Origin of the sequence: Citrobacter sp. Cpo089 (assembly GCF_030332695.1) — a bacterium.
GTDB lineage: Bacteria > Pseudomonadota > Gammaproteobacteria > Enterobacterales > Enterobacteriaceae > Citrobacter > Citrobacter portucalensis.
Window position 1 is genome coordinate 210,151 of the sequence record NZ_JAOWHJ010000076.1, and the last position, 20,769, is coordinate 230,919.

Sequence of the window (20,769 nt, forward strand, 5' to 3'; positions counted from 1 at the left end):
CCTGATGGCGACACTAACGCGTCTTATCAGGCCTACGTGTTCAGCGCAGAATTGTAGGCCGGATAAGGCGTTCACATGTTCATCAGGCGAGCCACGGCAGCAGTGATTTCGTGGCCAGGTCAAAGTTAGATCGATTAAAACGTCCGGTGTTGACCAGTTGCGCCACCTCATCCCATAACACATACAGCCAGCGCCGCCAGATGAAGGACTCAGCCACTGGCGCGCGTTGCAGGTATTGCCAAAGCAGGCTTTCCGCCAGCGCGTTATCCATTAAACGGAACAATTCATACTCTCTGGGTGCCCACAGCATCAAACCCGGTCCGACCATCGCCAGAAGCTGATCGCTACGGGCGTCTTTGAGCATGCTACGTAAACTAAAATTACCGTGGATTAGCACGCAGTTATCATTGAATCCTTCAAATAAAGCGGGCAAACACTCACGGGTGCGAAACAGGATCCGCTTATCCTGCATCGTCAGCCCGGTATTGTTGAACTGATTTAACGTGGTCCACAACACTTCAACACGTTGGCGATACCAGGATGGCCAGATATTCTCTTGCGTGTTATCCACCATTCCCACACAGCCACGGCTATCCTGTCGATGCCATGACAGCAGACCTTCTACGATCTGATCTTTTAAATGTTCCCAGCGTTCGGGCGTTCGGGCTGGCGCTTCCACCGGCACGCCACGTAAACGCTCAAGCAGTAACACATCAGGACCGGGATGCTCTTCGTGGGTTAAGACCCCGTAAATGACGGGCATACGCACCGTACCGCTGCGCGCCAACATGGAGGTTTTCCAGGCCAGCTGCTGCGCCATACCTGGCGTGGTGAAACTTCTCGCCATCAGCGGCATCGGATTTCCCTGGCTGTCGTACAGTGACCACAGGGCCGTATCCACTTTTTCATTCACGCATTCTATGCGACTGAGTTTTTCGCCCAGCAGGTGGCTGAGTTCGGCACGCAACTGTTCCATTTCAGATTGCCCTCATAAATGCTACTGCTTTCATAATGAGCGTCGTGCAGACAGATGTCACCCGGATGAGATCAATTGATGAAAAGAAAAGTGGAGGGAAAGCGCAACGATACGACACTCCTCCCAAAAATACGCCTCAATATGGGAGGAGTGCCGTGAGAAAAACTAATGCATTTCGGCGCGAACGCGCTCAAGATCTTCGGCAGTGTCTACGCCGGTACCCGGGACTTCTTTTGCGACGGCAACGTGAATTTTTTCGCCGTACCACAGCACTCGCAGCTGCTCCAGCATTTCGATATGCTCAAGCGGGCTTGGCTGCCAGTTAACATAGCGGCGAATAAAACCAGCGCGATAGCCGTAAATGCCCAGATGGCGCAGGAAGGTGTCTCCCACCGTTTCCAGACTTTTGGCGAAACGATCGCGATCCCATGGGATGGTCGCGCGTGAAAAATAGAGAGCATATCCTTCTGCGTCCAACACGACTTTTACCGCATTCGGATTAAATGCCTCTTCGGCACTGTGAATCGGAGCCGCAAGAGTCGCCATACCGACCTGACGTTGCGCCAGGTTCTCAGCCACCTGGCGAATAATGACCGCCGGAATCATCGGCTCATCACCCTGTACGTTCACAATAACGGTATCATCGCTAAAACCACATTTCTCGACGACTTCCGCCAGGCGCTCCGTACCAGACTGGTGATCGGCGCGAGTCATGCACACTTCGCCACCCACCGCTTCTACCGCGCGAGCGACATCCTCGTGATCGGTGGCAACGATGATACGTTCAGCGCCAGATTCACGCGCACGCTCCAGTACATGCACGATCATCGGCTTGCCGTTGATATCCAACAGCGGCTTACCCGGCAGACGTGTGGACGCATAACGCGCAGGAATAATGACCACAAAACTCATGATTTACTCTCATCAGCAGTCAGAACACGGGCTTCGGTTTCCAGTAACACGGGAATGCCATCACGCAGTGGGAAAGCAAGGTTATCCAGTTTACAAATCAGTTCCTGTTTTTCCTGGTTAAACCAGAGTTTGCCATTGCATACCGGGCAGGCAATGATTTCAAGCAGACGATGATCCATAGTTCCTCCAGATGGACCGGATTGTGAATCCGTAAATATTAACATAATCGCTTAAAGGGCTGGGTCTATTTCCCAACCATGGCGTGCATCAGCAAATAAACCTTCAGGATAACGTCCCAGCGTCACGCGTGTTGCCTGTTGCCAGCGGGCAAAATCGTCAATCGCCTGAAACAATCCTTTTTGCAACGTTACTCCAGGCTTAACCCCATCCTGTAACCACAGCGAAATAACGTCCAGCACACCCGTTTTACGGTGCATTTTGGCATCCATCCTCCCAACCAACTGTCCACGATGCAGCAACGGCAAGACAAAATAACCATACTGACGTTTCGGTGCTGGCGTATAACACTCCAGCCGGTAGCTAAAATCGAATAGCTGCTCTGCCCGTTTACGATCCCAGACCACCGGATCAAAAGGTGATAATACTGCACTGTGGGTCGCCGTTAATTTGCCTGCCAGCGCCTGTTCAAGCAGCGGCTGAAGGTGGCTATGCAGCCACAAGGCTCCTAGCCCCTCAACGTCGACAGGAATAATCTGCCGCTGTTCCGCCCGTTCGTTGCACCAGTTTTTTAGCGCCGGGCGCTTCAGGCGGTAGTAGTCTGCCAGCCACTGTTCGCGAAAAATCCCCAGGCTACGGGCGCTGTTATCCAGCATGGCGCTTTCAGCATCTTCCTGCGAAAGCAGGTCGCGTTCATCATCCCAGTGCGGCATGACGCGATGGGTTAGATCATACACTCGCTGGAAATTACGCCGTTCAACGACCATCACTTTCCCGGCAGTGAACAACCCTTCAAGATGACGCTTCTGCGGTTTCCATTCCCACCAGCCGCTGGTCCCTTTGCGTGGATGCTCAAAATCAGCTGAGCGTACCGGCCCATTATGCTGGATGTGCTGGAGCAGTTGCTCAATCTCATGCGCATGTTCTTTCATCCACGCCACTTTATATTTCCAGCCCATATTCTCCGGGGCCAGCATGCGGTGACGTATCAGCATAAAATCGCTGCGCGGCAAAAAACAGGCCTCGTGCGCCCAGTATTCCATCAGTTCGCCCTGCTGTAACGAGTCGTCCAGCCATTGGGGGGAATAATCGCCTAAACGACTAAACAGCACCAGGTATGGACTGCGCGCCACAATATTGATGGTGTCGATTTGCAGTAACGACATGCGCGAAATGGTCGCGAGAATATCTGCCGGGGTTGCCCGGCGGCGTGTTTTTTTCAGCAGACCTTGAGCAGCAAGGTGAAGATGACGGGCATCCATCAGAGAAAGGCGCGGCAACGACATTTATGGCCTCATAAATGATTCGCTGCCGCAGCGTGAATCAGTTAGCGAGTCAGCGAGATTAAGCTATTCAGCAATACATCAGGCCGATCGCCTGACAAATGTGCATCAACAGGTAAATACCACCAGTTTTCATCGGCAAATGCCCGGCACTTAACCGCATCTTTTTCCGTCATTACCAGCGTTTGCCCGGCGTCTACAAACGCACTGACGTCACTGTAGGTCAGAGACTGATGGTCTGCCAGCGCTATAGTTTTTTGCACGCTGGCACCACATGCTTTCAGCGTGGCAAAAAAACGCGGTGGATGACCAATGCCCGCCATGGCGACAATATTGGACAATTGCGCCACATCACGGCGTTCACCGGTACGTAAATTAACGGCCAGCCCCGGTTCAAGTCGCATAGGGATTTCCCCTGGCTGCGCAACGCCACCGTTAACAATAGTCGCATCCACCGATTTAAGGCGACCTGCACGTTCCCGCATTGGACCAGCGGGAAGCCACCAACCGTTGCCAAACCGACGTTCGCCGTCAATGACCACGATTTCAACATCTCGCGCCAGACGATAGTGCTGTAGTCCATCGTCCGTCACAATAATCTGCACATCGTGTTGGGCCAAAATGGCTTTTACCGCATCCGATCTTACCGGGGATACCGCTACCGGCACGCCGGTACGTTGGGCGATCAGCACAGGTTCATCGCCCGCTTCTGCGGTAGTAGTATCAGCGGTTAGCAACAGCGGGTAAGCAGTCGCTTTCCCGCCATAACCACGCGACACCACACCCACGCGGATCCCGCGTTGTCGCAGTTGTTCAACCAACCAAATCACCACCGGCGTTTTACCGTTTCCGCCCGCGGTAAGGTTTCCGACCACCACAACCGGGACTGGCGCGCGCCATGCGCGTTTAAGCCCCAACTTGTAGCATAAGCGGATCGAGCCACTCACCAGGCCATACAGCCAGGAGAGTGGAAGTAACAATCGCCACAGCGGTGATTCACCAGACCAGATACGTGCGATCATTGACCAAATTGCATTTTGTGTAATTGTGCATACACCCCGCGCTGCTCAATCAGCTCGCTATGGGTCCCGCGTTCGACAATCAGACCATCCTCCACCACGATGATTTCGTCGGCTTGTTCAATGGTTGAAAGACGGTGAGCAATGACCAGAGAAGTACGGTTTTTCTGTAGCTCATCCAGCGCAGACTGAATCGCGCGTTCAGATTCAGTATCAAGAGCCGATGTTGCTTCATCAAGGATCAGTATTGGGCTGTCACGCAACAAGGCACGGGCAATAGCGATACGCTGACGTTGTCCGCCGGAAAGCAGGACGCCGTTTTCACCAATCACCGTATCCAGGCCATTGTCCATCTTGTTGATGAAATCCATAGCGTAGGCCATCTGTGCCGCTTTTTCGATCTGCTCACGGCTGTACATATCGGTACGCGCGTAGGCGATATTGTTGGCAACCGTATCGTTAAACAAGTGCACATTCTGCGAAACCAACGCAACCTGATCGCGCAGTGATGCCAGGGTATATTCGCGCAGATCGTGTCCGTCCATCAGAATCTGCCCTTCATCAACATCGTAGAAGCGCGTAATCAGGCTGGCGAGAGTGGATTTCCCTGAGCCCGAACGGCCAACCAGAGCAACGGTTTTACCCGCTGGAATATTCAGGTTGATGTTACGCAGAGCCGGTACTTCACGTCCCGGATAAGTGAAAGTCACGTTGCGGAACTCGAGATCGCCGGTAGCACGATCGATCACACGTTTACCTTCATCTTTCTCCTGTTCGCTATCCAGAATCGTAAATAAGGTCTGGCATGCCGCCATACCGCGCTGGAACTGCGCGTTGACGTTGGTCAGAGATTTCAACGGACGCATTAATGCGATCATTGAGGAGAAGACAACCGTAATTGTACCTGCTGTCAGGTTTTCCATTACGCTTGGGAAGCTGGCCGCATATAACACGAAGGCCAGTGCCAAAGACGCAATCAGCTGGATGATAGGGTCGGAGATAGAAGAAGCGGAAACCATCTTCATGCCCTGCAAACGCATCTTGTTGCTGACATTATCAAAGCGCTTGGTTTCAACTTCCTGACCACCAAAAATCAGAACTTCTTTATGGCCTTTCAGCATCTGCTCCGCACTGGTCGTAACCTGCCCCATGGTGTTTTGCATGTTTTTACTGATGCTACGAAAGCGCTTGGAAACCACACGGATTGCCACTGACACAATTGGCGCCAGTACAATCAGGATCAGCGACAGCTGCCAGCTGTAATAGAACATCATGATAAACAGGCCAATGATTGAGGCCCCTTCACGTACCACGGTGATCAGCGCGCCGGAAGACGATGACGCAACCTGTTCTGAATCATAGGTAATACGTGATAACAATGTCCCTGTAGACTGTTTATCAAAAAAGGAGACGGGCATGCCCATCATATGACCAAACAGGCGGCGGCGCATGGTCATGACCACTTTGCCTGACACCCATGAGATACAGTAGCTGGAGACATAGCTGGTTAAGCCACGAACTATCATCAGCCCAATGACCACCAGCGGCATCCACAGCAGCACCGAGCGATCCGTTTTACCAAAACCATCATCCAGTAATGGTTTAAGGAGCGATAACATGAAGGTATCGCTGGCCGCGTTAAGGACTAACGCTATACCCGCCACGATCAGACCCGATTTAAAAGGCGCTATGGTTGGCCATAGTCGGCGAAACGTCTGCCACGTAGAGAGATCTTTATCGTTATGCATTCAAAAAACCAGCATTTGTTAGAATAGCCGCATATTCTACCCGTTATCCTCCGACACGCCAAACCACTGATGATACCAACGAGGTAAAATCTGATCCCGCATGCTGCGTATGCGCCAGTTTTTTTGATAAAAATCCAGCGTAATCTGTCCCTGATGGGGGGTATCCAGCCATTGATAATTTTGTTGCCGATAACGTTGCTTCACTTTCCAGGACGGCAGACGCCAGGCGTTGTAACGGGATGCAGAGGCGAGTGCGACCTGCCCGTCAACCCGCTGAATGAGTGCCAGTGATGATGAAGTATTGCTGCCATGATGTGGAACCTGCATCACCGTCGACTGAAGGTGCTGCCAATAGTGACTTAGCATTTTTTGTTCAGCAGGAGATTCGATATCGCCGGTCAGCAGAATACTCTGATATCCGTCATCGACCTTAACCACACAGGAGTGGTTATTCCCCTGGTCTGTATTTCCACGCACAGGCCAGTGCGCACTGAAGGTTAACCCTTGCCATTGCCAATGCTCTCCGCGAAAACACGGGAGATGACCTTTCCAGCTCAGCGGACTTCTTACCCATAGCGACGGCCAGGCTTGTTGTAAGGAGTGCAACCCGCCGCGGTGATCCATGTGCTCATGGCTTAAAATAATTCCTTCTGGCTCCAGATTATGCCAACGCAACCAGGGAATAATCAGATGTTGTGCGCTATCGCCTTCAGGCCATGCCAGACCGGTATCGTAAAGCAGCGCTTTCCCATTTCGCGCGATCACCATCGCCAGCCCCTGCCCGACATCCAGCATATGCACTTGCCACACATCAGTACGCGGTGTACGCCAAAGCGGCCCACTCAGCAAAAGGAGCACAGAGAAACAGACCACCGGTAGCGTACGCAAGATATTTAGTCGCCATGCGATAATCATCATTCCGGGTAAAAATGCGAGCCATTGCCAGCGTGCATCAATATTGATCCACCCTTCAGGCAGACTTCTGAGCCCCCAAAATAGCAGCTCCAGAGAACGATCCGCCAGATACCACAGGCCTGATTCAACCATCACCGTCCCGGCTAAATGCATGATCATGCCTGCTAATATCAAGGGTACGGAAACAAACGTGACCAAAGGGACGGCAAACAAATTAGCCAGAAACGAGGTCAGACTAAAACCGTGAAACATTGCGATTTGCACGGGAAGAAGCAGAAGCGTAATACCCAATTGCAGATGAGCCAGCGCCAGAAATTGACGTCCAGCACGCGACAGCGGCCAGTCCGGGAGCGGTACCCATTGGTACCAGAACAGCAGTGCTGCAACGGCGGACGCAGACAACCATAGGCTTTGCGAAAGAACAGCAACAGGATCCACCACCACGATGGCTGCCAGACAGCAAATCCAGACCGACCATCCACTCCACTGCCTGCCGCTAAGTCTCAGCGCTCCCCAGACTAGCAGCGCAACAACCGTTCGTAATGCCGGGGGTTGCAGCCCCGTCAGCCAGGCATAAAATGTGGCGCAGACAATTCCACCCACTAATGGCATCTGCCAGCAAATCCACCTTGTTGGCATAAAAAATTGTCCAGCACGTATCAATCCTGCGGTCAGTAATGCAGCAAACGCAATATGCAGCCCGGAGATAGCCATCAAATGAGCCGTGCCGGTATCACGCATAATTGTTTTCACCTCTTGTGACACAGACAAGCGCTCCCCCATTCCCAGACCCAGTATGACCTGCTGCCAGGGATAGTCGGTGAGTGCCGTTTTCAGCGAGGCGAGATACCGCGAACGCAAACTGCATTGTGGTGTGATTACCGAAGCCTGCAAGAATCGTCCCGTCAGCGGTTGATGCTGCGCCAATGCGTAACGCTGGCTATCAAATCCGCCTTCGTTTAATTGACCGTGTACAGCGCGGACTTTCAACGTCATCGCCCATGTCTGACCCGCACAAACATCACCGGGTAAATACTGCCCGTACAAGACGATTCCTTGCGCAGGAAAGATTCGTTTCCCCTGAAGGTGAGTGATCTGGCCGTAGTGCGTTGTCATATTGTCAGTTCCGGTTATCCGCACAATGGCTTGCTGGGTTTTCGCAGGCAGCGTATTACCTGCCCACATAGCCTCTTTCGCGGCCAGGATTCCCCAAAGAAAAAACAGCAGGGTTAGTCCGGCGGAACGCATATATTTGTAGGGGAGAAAACAGAGCAGACATGCCAGACAAAATACAATGCCAATACACAACATGCCTGTCAGCATGGGTAATAGCATGAGTGGGAGGATACCGAGTAATGCGCAGGTACTCACCGTTGTTATTTTCATCAATCACCTCCCTGTTACAGGGAGTGTGCAGTACTCTTCGACGGTTGTCTGGCATCAATTTATCGTTATACGGCCTGAGTTCCGCAGACATTTAGTGATGGTTGTAACGTACAAATTAACTGGGATGAGGATTCCAGGATAGGTGGACAGAAATGAAAAAAGCACCCATTTGGGTGCTTTTCTCGGCGTTAAGTCTCGCTAAAAACTTAACCGTAAATATTGGCGCGATCGCGCAATTCTTTACCTGGTTTAAAGTGCGGAACGTATTTCCCTTCCAGATCCACTTTATCGCCGGTCTTCGGATTACGTCCGGTACGTGGTGCGCGGTAATGCAAAGAGAAGCTGCCGAAACCGCGGATTTCAATACGCTCGCCCTGCGCAAGAGTCGAGGCCATATGTTCCAGCATCTCTTTAACTGCATCTTCAACCGCTTTCGCGGGAATATGAGGTTGCTGGGTTGCAAGTCTTTCAATCAATTCTGACTTGGTCATGATTCCTCCGGTTCCTTAAAGGCATAATTAGCTGCTGCATTGATTAAGGGCGGCCGTAGCCGCCCTTTGTCATTGATTACAGGACGAATCCTGTAATCTGTCAAGCTACTCGTCACCCTTTGTGCCGTTAACAGCACAAAGGATTTAGAGCACTCGATATTACTCGCCTTTAGCTGCTTTGAAAGCTTCAGCCATTGCGTTGTTAGAGAAGTTAGCATCTTCCTGTTTGTTAACAGTTGCGATTGCATCTTTCTCATCAGCTTCGTCTTTAGCACGAACAGACAGGCTGATTGCACGGTTCTTACGATCAACGCCGGTGAATTTAGCTTCAACGTCGTCGCCTACGCTCAGAACCAGAGTTGCATCTTCAACGCGGTCACGTGAAGCTTCAGAAGCGCGCAGGTAACCTTCAACGCCGTCAGCCAGTTCTACGGTTGCGCCTTTAGCGTCAACTGCAGTGACTTTACCGTTTACGATTGCGCCTTTCTTGTTCAGTGCAACCCAGTTGTTGAACGGATCTTCTGCGAGCTGTTTAACGCCCAGAGAGATACGCTCACGCTCTGCGTCAACCTGCAGAACAACTGCTGCGATTTCGTCGCCTTTTTTGTATTCACGAACTGCTTCTTCGCCTGCAACGTTCCAGGAGATGTCAGACAGGTGAACCAGGCCGTCGATGCCGCCGTCCAGGCCGATGAAGATACCGAAGTCAGTGATAGACTTGATTTTACCTTCAACACGGTCACCCTTGTTGTGGGTTTCCGCGAACTGCTGCCATGGGTTGTTTTTGCACTGCTTCAGACCCAGGGAGATACGACGACGTTCTTCGTCGATATCCAGAACCATAACTTCCACTACATCGCCAACGTTAACAACTTTGGACGGGTGGATGTTTTTGTTGGTCCAATCCATTTCGGAAACGTGAACCAGGCCTTCAACGCCTTCTTCGATTTCAACGAAGCAGCCGTAGTCGGTCAGGTTGGTCACGCGACCAGTCAGTTTGGTACCTTCCGGATAACGCTTAGCGATAGCTACCCATGGATCTTCGCCCAGCTGTTTCAGGCCCAGAGATACACGAGTACGCTCGCGGTCGAACTTCAGCACTTTAACAGTGATTTCGTCGCCAACGTTTACGATTTCGCTCGGATGCTTAACGCGTTTCCATGCCATGTCGGTGATGTGCAGCAGGCCGTCAACGCCACCCAGATCAACGAATGCACCGTAGTCAGTGAGGTTCTTAACGATACCTTTAACTTCCATGCCTTCCTGCAGGTTTTCCAGCAGCTGATCGCGTTCTGCGCTGTTTTCGGATTCGATAACGGCACGACGGGAAACAACAACGTTGTTACGCTTCTGATCCAGCTTGATTACTTTGAATTCAAGCTCTTTGCCTTCCAGGTGCAGCGTGTCGCGGACCGGACGAACGTCTACCAGGGAACCCGGCAGGAACGCACGAATACCATTCAGCTCAACAGTGAAGCCACCCTTGACTTTGCCATTGATAACACCAGTAACGGTTGCAGCTTCTTCGTAAGCTTTTTCCAGCGTGATCCAAGCTTCGTGACGTTTAGCTTTTTCACGGGACAGCAGGGTTTCACCGAAGCCGTCTTCTACTGCATCCAGAGCAACGTCAACTTCGTCACCAACCTGGATTTCCAGCTCGCCCTGGGCGTTTTTGAACTGCTCTGCCGGAATGGCGGACTCAGATTTCAGACCAGCGTCAACCAGTACTACGTCTTTGTCGATAGCAACAACAACACCACGAACGATGGAACCCGGACGGGTTTCGATTTCTTTTAAGGATTCTTCAAACAGTTGAGCAAAAGATTCAGTCATGTTTAATCTTCAGGTTTCATATTTAACGTCCACCTGGCTCCATGCCGGATGGGGTTGTTTAACATACCCGCTGTCAATCCATTGCAACGGGGGTACTGCAAATTCGGTCGCACTTAAGCGAGAGCCAGTTTTTGGCGCGCGTATTGTAACGCTTTTTCAATCACTTGCTCAATGCTTAATCGGGTTGAATCCAAAACTAAAGCATCAGCAGCGGGAACCAGCGGCGCTACAGCACGATTACGATCGCGATAATCGCGTTCTTCGATCTCGGCCAAAAGGCGTTCAAAGTTAACACTAAAGCCCTTCTCCTGCAACTGTAGCATACGTCTATGCGCACGTTCTTGCGAGGAGGCGTCCAGAAAAATTTTCACCGGCGCATCCGGGAACACCACGGTGCCCATATCACGTCCATCAGCAATCAGACCAGGGGATTCGCGAAATGCGCGTTGACGACGTAATAACGCTTCACGCACGCGGGGAAACGCCGCAACCTGAGAGGCGGCATTCGCTACTTCCTGAGTACGTATTTCACCGCTGACATCTTCACCTTCAAGAATGACTTCCAGGTTGCCGTCTGTTGAGATAAAACGCACATCAAGGTGTGAGGCAAGCGGTACCAGAGCATCTTCAGATGTGACATCAACATGGTGATGTAACGCTGCGAGCGCCAGTACGCGGTAGATCGCGCCTGAATCTAACAGATGCCACTGCAATGCTTCCGCCATTGCCTTGCACAAGGTGCCTTTACCTGCACCACTTGGGCCATCAATGGTAATAACCGGGGCAATTGCCGTCATCTTTTTCTCCTTAAAAGGGCGTACATTAACGTGAACGCCGCGCATTATACGCGCCAACGCCAACGATCGTTATCTTTGTGTGAAAAATGCAGAATCATTGAAGCTGAGTGTAGAATAAATAGGCAATCGGAGATGTCAGAATGTGCCGCACCCGAAAGTGCGGCAATAAAATCAGGCAGATGTACTAATACGAGCCAGCTGTTCGAAATAATCCGGGAAGGTTTTGGCGGTACATTTTGGGTCAAGAATGGTCACCGGCGTGTCAGACAGCGCCACCAGCGAGAAACACATCGCCATGCGGTGATCGTTGTAGGTCGCGATGTCCGCAAATTGCAATGTTGCAGGCGGGGTGATGCGGATAAAGTCATGCCCCTCTTCCACTTCCGCGCCCACTTTGCGTAACTCCGTCGCCATCGCGAACAGACGATCGGTCTCTTTGACGCGCCAGTTGTAGATATTACGTAATGTCGTGGTGCCTTTAGCGAACAGCGCCGCCGTTGCAATGGTCATCGCCGCATCAGGAATATGGTTCATATCCATATCCACTGCGTTCAACTCGCCGTGAGTACAGGCAATAAAATCGTCTCCCCATGTAATGGTTGCACCCATTTTCTCCAGTACATCGGCAAAACGAATATCACCCTGCATGCTGTTGCGGCCAATCCCGGTAACTTTTACCGTACCGCCTTTAATAGCACCCGCCGCAAGGAAATAGGAAGCGGAAGAAGCATCACCTTCAACCAGGTATGCACCCGGTGACTGATACTGCTGCTGCCCCTTCACGACAAAGCGCTGGTAGTTTTGATTTTCAATTTCAACACCAAACGTTTTCATCAGGTTCAGTGTAATATCAATGTAAGGTTTGGATACCAGGTCACCTTTAATTGCGATCGTCGTATCCTGCGGCGCCAGCGGCGCAGTCATCAGCAACGCAGTGAGGAACTGGCTGGAAACGCTACCGTCTACCTCAACCTGGCCTCCGGTAAAGCCACCGCGCAGACGTAAAGGTGGATAGTTTTCCTGCTCCAGATAGTCAATTTTGGCTCCGCCCTGGCGCAGCGCATCAACCAGATGGCCAATCGGGCGCTCTTTCATGCGCGGTTCGCCCGTCAGCACGATGTCATTGCTGCCCAGACATAACGCTGCGGCCAGAGGGCGCATTGCGGTTCCGGCGTTACCAAGGAACAGCTCAACTGCACCTTCTGCGTGCAACACACCGCCATTGCCAACTATCTCGCAGCGGGTACGATCGGCAGAAAGGGTATAGCTAATCCCTAACGCATTCAGAGCATTGAGCATATGGCGAACATCATCGCTGTCCAGCAGATTGGTCAGGACAGTGGTGCCATTGGCTAATGCAGCCAGCAGCAAAGCGCGGTTAGAAACACTTTTGGATCCAGGCAGATTGATGGTGCCATCCACCCGCGCAATGGGTTGTAACGTCAGGGATTCCATGAAACTCGACTCTCAAAAACAGACATAAAAACCCCACAGACGAGCTGTGGGGATGAAAAGTACAGCAGATTAGCCGCGGCGGCGTTCGAAATCGACCATGAAATCGGTCAGTGCTTTAACACCTTCAAGCGGCATGGCATTGTAGATGGACGCACGCATACCGCCGACTACACGATGCCCTTTCAGCGCGTGCAGGCCCGCAGCAAAAGACTCTTCCAGGAACAGTTTATCCAATGCGTTGTCAGCCAGCTGGAACGGTACGTTCATGCGTGAACGGTTGGATTTCGCCACATCGTTACGGTAGAAATCGCTGTTATCGATTACGCCGTAGAGCAATTCCGCTTTTTGCTGGTTAATTTTATCCATCGCATTAACACCGCCCTGCTTTTTCAGCCATTTAAAGACCAGGCCAGACAGATACCAGGCAAAGGTTGGCGGCGTATTGAACATGGAATCGTTGTCATTCAGCACGGTATAGTCGAGGATTGACGGGCATGAGACATGAGCTTTACCCAGCAAATCTTCACGGACGATGACAATCGTCAGGCCGGCCGGGCCGATATTTTTCTGTGCCCCAGCATAAATTACGCCATAACGGCTAACGTCAAGCGGTGCGGAAAGAATGGTAGAGGACAGATCCGCCGTGACCACAACGTTGCTGGCAAAATTCGGCGTTTCATCGATCGCAATGCCATCGATGGTTTCGTTCGGGCAATAGTGCAGGTATGCCGCGTTATCAGAAAGTTGCCATTCACTCATCGGCTTAACAGCACGCAGGCCGTCCACGGTGACTTTGGCATCAATAACGTTTGGCGTGCAGTATTTTTTCGCTTCTTTAATTGCGCTGGCGGCCCAATAACCGGCATCGACGTAATCCGCGGTGGTTTTATCGCCCAGAATATTTAACGGTATACCCGCGAATTGCCCACGACCACCACCATGGCAGAACAACACTTTATAGTTGGAGGGGATGCTGAGAAGATCGCGAAAATCCTGCTCCGCTTCCTCTGCGACCTGGATGAACTCTTTGCCACGGTGGCTAATTTCCATCACTGACGTGCCAAGACCGTTCCAGTCACAAAGATCCTGTTGAGCCAGTTTAAGTACTTCTGCCGGTAACATTGCCGGACCTGAACTAAAATTGAAGACCTGAGCCATTTCCCCTCACCACGTTGTGTTGTTGTCCAATCAACATCCTGTCATTGACGATAATCCGGTGACAGACATTGGTATAAGTTATTCCTGTGGATATCGGTTTTATCATTCAGTGACACGCGCCGCAATGGGTAAAACTGGCAAGGGTAAAAATGTGTCATCGGTCACACAACAGAATCTATCGGATTGACGGGTAAAAACCGAGATTTTTGCTGTCAGGTAACCCGTTTTGCCCGACTGGCCTTCGACCATTCTGGATTTGCACAGCGCGGACATAATTGATGATCTCCGGCGCTCATTTGCACCACTTCGCTACAACGTATGCAGGCATAGTCCCCTGCTTCAGGTATTACTTTAAATCGTTGCGTACAACGTTTAGGCAGAATACTGAGCCCCGGCTTTACGTCTTCATCAGCAAAGAAGTAGACGCTGATTTGCCCATTCGTCTCCAGAATAGCCAGTTTCACTTGTCCCAATTGCTCCACGCCGTTCAAACGCAGTTCCATAAAGAATTCAAATTCCGTCATATTGGCGCTATTGAGCTTTGACCATGCCAGCTCGCCGTCTTCAATGATCACGACGGGTTTGCCCTCCAGCAGGTCCTCCATTTTTTCACTATGTGCCATTAGCCACATTACCAGCCGATACAGCACAGCAAGAGTAATAAAGACCACCAGCACCGGCAGCATCGGAACATCGTCATAAAACGCCACGTCTCCCGCGGCGGAACCCAGCGTAAGGATGATAAGGACTTCAAAAAGCGACATCTGGCGTACGCCACGACGTCCGGTGATTTTTAAAAACAGAAAAACCAATATAAAGGTGTAAAGGCTGCGTAGCGCAACTTCCCCCAGAAAATCCATGGGCACCTTATCAAGCGCCATACGGTGTAAATCGAAAGCTTTCATTAATATGCTCTAAACGTGATTGGCTGTAAGAAAGCATAGCCAATGCTTTTATTTACGCATGGGCTCCGGCGACGATAGCGCCGTTCATTGAAAACCCGTATCATTGCGCGCTTTCCGTACGACAAAAGTGATTTTCATGACGCAAACATTTATCCCCGGCAAAGATGCCGCTCTGGAAGACTCCATCGCTCGCTTCCAGCAAAAATTGCTCGACCTCGGTTTTCAAATTGAAGAAGCTTCGTGGTTGAATCCCGTCCCTAACGTCTGGTCTGTACATATTCGCGACAAAGAATGCGCGCTGTGCTTCACCAACGGTAAAGGCGCGACAAAAAAAGCGGCGCTGGCTTCTGCGCTGGGCGAATACTTTGAGCGTCTGTCGACTAACTACTTCTTTGCGGATTTCTGGCTGGGCGAAACTATCGCCAATGGCCCGTTCGTACATTACCCGAACGAAAAATGGTTCCCGCTGACTGAAGAAGACGATGTTCCAGAAGGTTTACTGGATGCGCGTCTGCGTGCGTTTTACGATCCAGATAACGAACTGACCGGCAGCATGCTTATCGATCTACAGTCTGGTAATGAAGAACGTGGCGTCTGCGGCCTGCCGTTTACCCGCCAATCTGATAACCAGACTGTCTACATTCCGATGAATATTATCGGCAATCTGTATGTTTCTAACGGCATGTCTGCGGGTAACACACCTAACGAAGCTCGCGTTCAGGGCCTGTCTGAAGTCTTTGAGCGCCATGTGAAGAACCGTATTATCGCCGAAAGCATCAGCCTGCCGGAAATCCCGGCCGAGGTGATGGCGCGCTATCCGGCAGTGGTGGAGTCCATCGCCACACTGGAAGCGGAAGGTTTCCCAATTTTTGCCTACGATGGCTCGCTGGGCGGCAAGTATCCGGTGATTTGCGTTGTCCTGTTCAACCCGGCCAACGGTACCTGCTTTGCCTCCTTCGGCGCACACCCGGATTTCGGCGTTGCGCTGGAGCGTACCGTGACTGAACTGCTGCAGGGCCGTGGTCTGAAGGATCTTGATGTCTTCACCCCACCGACCTTCGACGATGAGGAAGTGGCAGAACATACCAACCTTGAAACTCACTTCATCGATTCCAGCGGTCTGATCTCCTGGGATCTGTTCAAGCAGGATGCCGACTATCCGTTCGTTGACTGGAATTTCTCCGGCACCACGGAAGAAGAGTTCGCCACCCTGATGGCCATCTTCAATGCTGAAGATAAAGAAGTGTATATCGCTGACTATGAGCACCTGGGCGTTTACGCGTGCCGCATTATTGTTCCGGGAATGTCTGACATCTATCCGGCAGAAGATCTGTGGTTAGCCAACAACGCTATGGGCACCCATCTGCGTGACACCATTCTCTCGCTGCCAGGCAGTGAGTGGGATAAAGAAGACTACCTCAATCTGATTGAACAGTTGGATGAAGAAGGTTTTGACGACTTCACCCGCGTGCGCGAGCTGCTCGGTCTGGCGACCGGTGCGGATAACGGTTGGTACACCCTGCGTATTGGCGAGCTTAAAGTGATGCTGGCGCTGGCCGGTGGCGATCTGGAGCAAGCCCTGGTGTGGACCGAATGGACGATGGAATTTAACGCCTCCGTCTTTAGCGCGGAACGTGCAAACTACTATCGCTGCCTGCAAACATTGTTGCTGCTGTCTCAGGAAGAAGACCGTCAGCCGCTGCAGTATCTGAACGCATTCGTCCGCATGTACGGCGCTGAGGCGGTTGAAGCGGCAAGTGCGGCACTGAGTGGTGAAGCGCCGTTTTATGGACTTCAGCCAGTAGACAGCGATCTGCACGCATTCCCGGCACATCAGTCTCTGCTGAAAGCCTATGAGAAATTGCAACGCGCGAAAGCGGCACACTGGTCAAAATAGTGACAAACAACTTGCCTCGAGTAGGCTAAATGTATTGTCTGAGCTATATTACGGGGCGCTTAAAGCGCCCCGTTTTTTATTTTGGTCAAACCAAAAAATAAATGTAAAGGCAAGGTTAAATATTAGTAGTTGATATTAAAAAAATTAGCTTATTAATGTGGTTTTTTATCTCAATTACTCCATTTTAATTAACCGTCCCATAGGAGGCTGAAAGAAAAAATTCAACTCACTTTATAATTTTTAAAATTTATTTTTATATGGATAATCAACATGTTACACCGTAATCGCATAAAAACCATGCGTCTTACGGGCCTATAAGCCAGGCGAGATATGATCTATATCAAATTCTCATCTATAATGCTTTGTTAGTATCTCGTCGCCGACTTAATAAAGAGAGAGTTAGTGTGAAAGCTGACAACCCTTTTGATCTTATTCTACCTGCTGCAATGGCCAAAGTTGCCGAAGAAGCAGGCGTCTATAAAGCAACGAAACATCCGCTTAAGACGTTCTATCTGGCAATTACTGCCGGTGTATTCATTTCAATTGCCTTTGTTTTCTATATCACCGCCACAACCGGCACTGGTACTATGCCTTTCGGCATGGCGAAATTAGTAGGTGGTATCTGCTTTTCCCTGGGGCTGATCCTTTGTGTTGTCTGCGGTGCAGACCTCTTCACTTCAACCGTACTGATCGTCGTTGCTAAAGCCAGTGGTCGTATTACCTGGGGTCAGTTAGCGAAAAACTGGCTTAACGTTTATGTCGGCAACCTGATTGGCGCCCTGATCTTTGTGTTACTCATGTGGCTTTCTGGCGAGTATATGACCGCCAACGGCGCATGGGGGCTCAACGTTCTGCAAACAGCCGACCACAAAGTGCACCATACTTTTGTTGAGGCAGTGAGCCTTGGTATCCTGGCTAACCTGATGGTGTGTCTGGCCGTATGGATGAGTTACTCGGGCCGCAGCCTGATGGACAAAGCGTTTATCATGGTATTACCGGTCGCAATGTTTGTTGCCAGCGGTTTTGAGCACAGTATCGCAAACATGTTTATGATCCCTATGGGTATTGTAATACGCGATTTCGCCACCCCGGAATTCTGGACCGCAGTTGGGTCTTCTCCGGAGAATTTTTCTCACCTGACCGTGATGAATTTCATCACCGATAACCTGATTCCGGTTACGATCGGTAACATTATCGGCGGCGGTTTGTTGGTCGGGTTGACATACTGGGTCATTTATCTGCGTGGTAACGATCATCATTAATCTGTTGATGCCCATTACACGCAGTAAATAAAAAATCCACTTAAGAAGGTAGGTGTTACATGTCCGAGCTTAATGAAAAGTTAGCCACAGCCTGGGAAGGTTTTACCAAAGGTGATTGGCAGAATGAAGTAAACGTACGTGACTTCATTCAGAAAAACTACACTCCGTATGAGGGTGACGAGTCCTTCCTGGCTGGCGCAACTGATGCGACCACTGCACTGTGGGACAGCGTGATGGAAGGCGTTAAACAGGAAAACCGCACTCACGCGCCTGTTGACTTTGACACCTCCGTTGCTTCTACCATCACTTCTCACGACGCTGGCTACATCAACAAAGCGCTCGAGAAGATTGTTGGTCTGCAGACTGAAGCTCCGCTGAAACGTGCGATCATTCCGTTTGGCGGCATCAAAATGGTTGAAGGTTCCTGCAAAGCGTACAATCGCGAACTGGACCCGATGCTGAAAAAAATCTTCACCGAATACCGCAAAACCCACAACCAGGGCGTATTCGATGTTTACACCAAAGACATTCTGAACTGCCGTAAATCCGGTGTTCTGACTGGTCTGCCAGATGCGTATGGCCGTGGCCGTATCATCGGTGACTACCGTCGCGTTGCGCTGTACGGTATCGACTACCTGATGAAAGACAAATACGCTCAGTTCGTCTCTCTGCAGTCCGATCTGGAAAACGGCGTAAACCTGGAAGCAACTATCCGTCTGCGTGAAGAAATCGCTGAACAGCACCGCGCTCTGGGTCAGATCAAAGAAATGGCTGCTAAATATGGCTGCGATATCTCTGGTCCGGCTACCAACGCTCAGGAAGCTATCCAGTGGACTTACTTCGGCTACCTGGCCGCAGTTAAATCTCAGAACGGTGCAGCAATGTCCTTCGGTCGCGTATCCACCTTCCTGGATGCTTACATTGAACGTGACCTGAAAGCAGGCAAAATCACCGAGCAAGACGCACAGGAAATGATCGACCACCTGGTCATGAAACTGCGTATGGTTCGCTTCCTGCGTACTCCTGAATATGATGAACTGTTCTCCGGTGACCCGATTTGGGCAACTGAATCAATCGGTGGTATGGGCGTTGATGGCCGTACTCTGGTTACCAAAAACAGCTTCCGCTTCCTGAACACCCTGTACACCATGGGTCCTTCTCCGGAGCCGAACATCACTGTTCTGTGGTCTGAAAAACTGCCTCTGAACTTCAAGAAATTCGCCGCTAAAGTGTCCATCGACACCTCTTCTCTGCAGTACGAGAACGATGACCTGATGCGTCCGGACTTCAACAACGACGACTACGCTATCGCTTGCTGCGTAAGCCCGATGGTTGTTGGTAAACAAATGCAGTTCTTCGGTGCGCGTGCAAACCTGGCAAAAACCATGCTGTACGCAATCAACGGTGGCGTTGATGAAAAACTGAAAATGCAGGTTGGTCCTAAATCTGAACCGATCAAAGGCGACGTTCTGAACTTCGACGAAGTTATGGACCGCATGGATCACTTCATGGATTGGCTGGCTAAACAGTACGTCACCGCGCTGAACGTTATCCACTACATGCACGACAAGTACAGCTACGAAGCCTCTCTGATGGCGCTGCACGACCGTGACGTTATCCGCACCATGGCGTGTGGTATCGCTGGTCTGTCCGTTGCTGCTGACTCCCTGTCTGCAATCAAATATGCGAAAGTTAAACCGATTCGTGACGAAGACGGTCTGGCTATCGACTTCGAAATCGAAGGCGAATACCCGCAGTTTGGTAACAACGACTCTCGCGTTGATGACATGGCGGTTGACCTGGTAGAACGTTTCATGAAGAAAATTCAGAAACTGACTACTTATCGTAACGCTATCCCGACTCAGTCTGTTCTGACCATCACCTCTAACGTGGTTTATGGTAAGAAAACTGGTAATACCCCAGATGGTCGTCGTGCTGGCGCGCCGTTCGGACCGGGTGCTAACCCAATGCACGGTCGTGACCAGAAAGGTGCTGTTGCCTCTCTGACCTCCGTTGCTAAACTGCCGTTTGCTTACGCTAAAGATGGTATTTCTTACACCTTCTCTATCGTTCCGAACGCTCTGGGTAAAGACGACGAAGTTCGTAAGACCAACCTGGCTGGTCTGATGGATGGTTACTTCCATCACGAAGCGTCCATCGAAGGTGGTCAGCACCTGAACGTGAACGTCATGAACCGCGAAATGCTGCTGGATGCGATGGAACATCCGGAAAAATATCCGCAGCTGACCATCCGTGTTTCTGGCTACGCAGTACGTTTTAACTCCCTGACTAAAGAACAGCAGCAGGACGTTATTACTCGTACCTTCACTCAGACCATGTAATTGGTTTTGACTGAAATCGTACTTTAAAAAGCGTACAATAAAGGCTCCACGTAAGTGGGGCCTTTTTAATAGCCTGCTTTGTCAGCTATCTATACTTATATACTCGATGGATTTCGAGGTGCATTGAGGCGGCAACGGAGTGAATCCCCTGGAGCGTACAGAAGTAGGTGACTGGGGTGAGCGAAGGAAGCTAACAAAGATGCAGCTTGAAAG

At 50.9% G+C, this 20,769-nt stretch carries 16 protein-coding genes; 3 read left to right on the forward strand and 13 right to left on the reverse strand.

What is annotated here, in order from left to right; genetic code table 11:
• Positions 1 to 82 precede the first annotated feature (82 nt).
• The 13 genes from OGX92_RS23065 to OGX92_RS23125 all read right to left on the reverse strand — a co-directional run bounded on the left by OGX92_RS23065 (position 83) and on the right by OGX92_RS23125 (position 15,055).
• The gene (locus OGX92_RS23065) at positions 83 to 976 is read right to left on the reverse strand and encodes a YcbJ family phosphotransferase (RefSeq protein ID WP_003831934.1); all 894 of its coding nucleotides are present in this window, start codon (positions 974 to 976) and stop codon (positions 83 to 85) included.
• Between the two features lie 165 nt (positions 977 to 1,141).
• Entirely contained in the window at positions 1,142 to 1,888 is a 747-nt protein-coding gene (kdsB, locus tag OGX92_RS23070; protein WP_003831932.1) for a 3-deoxy-manno-octulosonate cytidylyltransferase, read from the reverse strand.
• Positions 1,885 to 2,067, reverse strand: coding sequence for a protein YcaR (gene ycaR / locus OGX92_RS23075; RefSeq protein WP_003035793.1), 183 nt, complete (start codon positions 2,065 to 2,067; stop codon positions 1,885 to 1,887). Before ycaR ends, kdsB begins: the two co-directional genes overlap by 4 nt.
• A 51-nt stretch (positions 2,068 to 2,118) precedes the next feature.
• Positions 2,119 to 3,351, reverse strand: a complete 1,233-nt coding sequence (locus OGX92_RS23080; protein ID WP_063940618.1) for a winged helix-turn-helix domain-containing protein — start codon at positions 3,349 to 3,351, stop codon at positions 2,119 to 2,121.
• 41 nt (positions 3,352 to 3,392) lie between these two features.
• On the reverse strand, positions 3,393 to 4,370 hold the full coding sequence (gene lpxK, locus OGX92_RS23085; protein ID WP_063940619.1) for a tetraacyldisaccharide 4'-kinase: 978 nt from the start codon (positions 4,368 to 4,370) through the stop codon (positions 3,393 to 3,395).
• Positions 4,367 to 6,115, reverse strand: coding sequence for a lipid A ABC transporter ATP-binding protein/permease MsbA (msbA, locus tag OGX92_RS23090; protein WP_003831926.1), 1,749 nt, complete (start codon positions 6,113 to 6,115; stop codon positions 4,367 to 4,369). The genes lpxK and msbA overlap by 4 nt, the downstream gene beginning before the upstream one ends.
• 36 nt (positions 6,116 to 6,151) lie before the next feature.
• Positions 6,152 to 8,416: a ComEC family protein gene (locus OGX92_RS23095; RefSeq protein WP_197385102.1), complete on the reverse strand. Its 2,265-nt coding sequence runs from the start codon at positions 8,414 to 8,416 to the stop codon at positions 6,152 to 6,154.
• A 206-nt stretch (positions 8,417 to 8,622) separates the two neighbouring features.
• Positions 8,623 to 8,907, reverse strand: a complete 285-nt coding sequence (gene ihfB / locus OGX92_RS23100; RefSeq protein ID WP_003035780.1) for an integration host factor subunit beta — start codon at positions 8,905 to 8,907, stop codon at positions 8,623 to 8,625.
• 159 nt (positions 8,908 to 9,066) lie between these two features.
• A complete protein-coding gene (gene rpsA, locus OGX92_RS23105) occupies positions 9,067 to 10,740 on the reverse strand; it encodes a 30S ribosomal protein S1 (RefSeq protein ID WP_003035776.1) in 1,674 nt (557 codons plus the stop codon).
• Between the two features lie 113 nt (positions 10,741 to 10,853).
• Positions 10,854 to 11,537, reverse strand: coding sequence for a (d)CMP kinase (gene cmk / locus OGX92_RS23110; RefSeq protein ID WP_003831921.1), 684 nt, complete (start codon positions 11,535 to 11,537; stop codon positions 10,854 to 10,856).
• Positions 11,538 to 11,708: 171 nt separating this feature from the next.
• Positions 11,709 to 12,992, reverse strand: a complete 1,284-nt coding sequence (gene aroA / locus OGX92_RS23115; RefSeq protein WP_003831919.1) for a 3-phosphoshikimate 1-carboxyvinyltransferase — start codon at positions 12,990 to 12,992, stop codon at positions 11,709 to 11,711.
• A 69-nt stretch (positions 12,993 to 13,061) separates the two neighbouring features.
• Positions 13,062 to 14,150, reverse strand: coding sequence for a 3-phosphoserine/phosphohydroxythreonine transaminase (gene serC / locus OGX92_RS23120; protein ID WP_063940621.1), 1,089 nt, complete (start codon positions 14,148 to 14,150; stop codon positions 13,062 to 13,064).
• 212 nt (positions 14,151 to 14,362) lie between these two features.
• A complete protein-coding gene (locus OGX92_RS23125) occupies positions 14,363 to 15,055 on the reverse strand; it encodes a DUF421 domain-containing protein (RefSeq protein WP_003831913.1) in 693 nt (230 codons plus the stop codon).
• A 136-nt stretch (positions 15,056 to 15,191) separates the two neighbouring features.
• Here OGX92_RS23125 and ycaO point away from each other — a divergent pair, with 136 nt between their 5' ends.
• The 3 genes from ycaO to pflB all read left to right on the forward strand — a co-directional run bounded on the left by ycaO (position 15,192) and on the right by pflB (position 20,556).
• A complete protein-coding gene (gene ycaO / locus OGX92_RS23130; protein WP_020996515.1) occupies positions 15,192 to 16,952 on the forward strand; it encodes a 30S ribosomal protein S12 methylthiotransferase accessory factor YcaO in 1,761 nt (586 codons plus the stop codon).
• A gap of 404 nt (positions 16,953 to 17,356) precedes the next feature.
• Positions 17,357 to 18,214, forward strand: coding sequence for a formate transporter FocA (focA, locus tag OGX92_RS23135; RefSeq protein WP_003831909.1), 858 nt, complete (start codon positions 17,357 to 17,359; stop codon positions 18,212 to 18,214).
• Between the two features lie 59 nt (positions 18,215 to 18,273).
• Positions 18,274 to 20,556, forward strand: coding sequence for a formate C-acetyltransferase (gene pflB, locus OGX92_RS23140; protein ID WP_003035753.1), 2,283 nt, complete (start codon positions 18,274 to 18,276; stop codon positions 20,554 to 20,556).
• Positions 20,557 to 20,769 lie beyond the last annotated feature (213 nt).

Excerpts from the sequence above, each read along its gene's own strand:
- OGX92_RS23065 (WP_003831934.1), bottom strand. The coding sequence starts at position 976 with ATGGAACAGTTGCGTGCCGAACTCAGCCACCTGCTGGGCGAAAAACTC.
- kdsB (WP_003831932.1), bottom strand. The coding sequence starts at position 1,888 with ATGAGTTTTGTGGTCATTATTCCTGCGCGTTATGCGTCCACACGTCTG.
- ycaR (WP_003035793.1), bottom strand. The coding sequence starts at position 2,067 with ATGGATCATCGTCTGCTTGAAATCATTGCCTGCCCGGTATGCAATGGC.
- OGX92_RS23080 (WP_063940618.1), bottom strand. The coding sequence starts at position 3,351 with ATGTCGTTGCCGCGCCTTTCTCTGATGGATGCCCGTCATCTTCACCTT.
- lpxK (WP_063940619.1), bottom strand. The coding sequence starts at position 4,370 with ATGATCGCACGTATCTGGTCTGGTGAATCACCGCTGTGGCGATTGTTA.
- msbA (WP_003831926.1), bottom strand. The coding sequence starts at position 6,115 with ATGCATAACGATAAAGATCTCTCTACGTGGCAGACGTTTCGCCGACTA.
- OGX92_RS23095 (WP_197385102.1), bottom strand. The coding sequence starts at position 8,416 with ATGAAAATAACAACGGTGAGTACCTGCGCATTACTCGGTATCCTCCCA.
- ihfB (WP_003035780.1), bottom strand. The coding sequence starts at position 8,907 with ATGACCAAGTCAGAATTGATTGAAAGACTTGCAACCCAGCAACCTCAT.
- rpsA (WP_003035776.1), bottom strand. The coding sequence starts at position 10,740 with ATGACTGAATCTTTTGCTCAACTGTTTGAAGAATCCTTAAAAGAAATC.
- cmk (WP_003831921.1), bottom strand. The coding sequence starts at position 11,537 with ATGACGGCAATTGCCCCGGTTATTACCATTGATGGCCCAAGTGGTGCA.
- aroA (WP_003831919.1), bottom strand. The coding sequence starts at position 12,992 with ATGGAATCCCTGACGTTACAACCCATTGCGCGGGTGGATGGCACCATC.
- serC (WP_063940621.1), bottom strand. The coding sequence starts at position 14,150 with ATGGCTCAGGTCTTCAATTTTAGTTCAGGTCCGGCAATGTTACCGGCA.
- OGX92_RS23125 (WP_003831913.1), bottom strand. The coding sequence starts at position 15,055 with ATGAAAGCTTTCGATTTACACCGTATGGCGCTTGATAAGGTGCCCATG.
- ycaO (WP_020996515.1), top strand. The coding sequence starts at position 15,192 with ATGACGCAAACATTTATCCCCGGCAAAGATGCCGCTCTGGAAGACTCC.
- pflB (WP_003035753.1), top strand. The coding sequence starts at position 18,274 with ATGTCCGAGCTTAATGAAAAGTTAGCCACAGCCTGGGAAGGTTTTACC.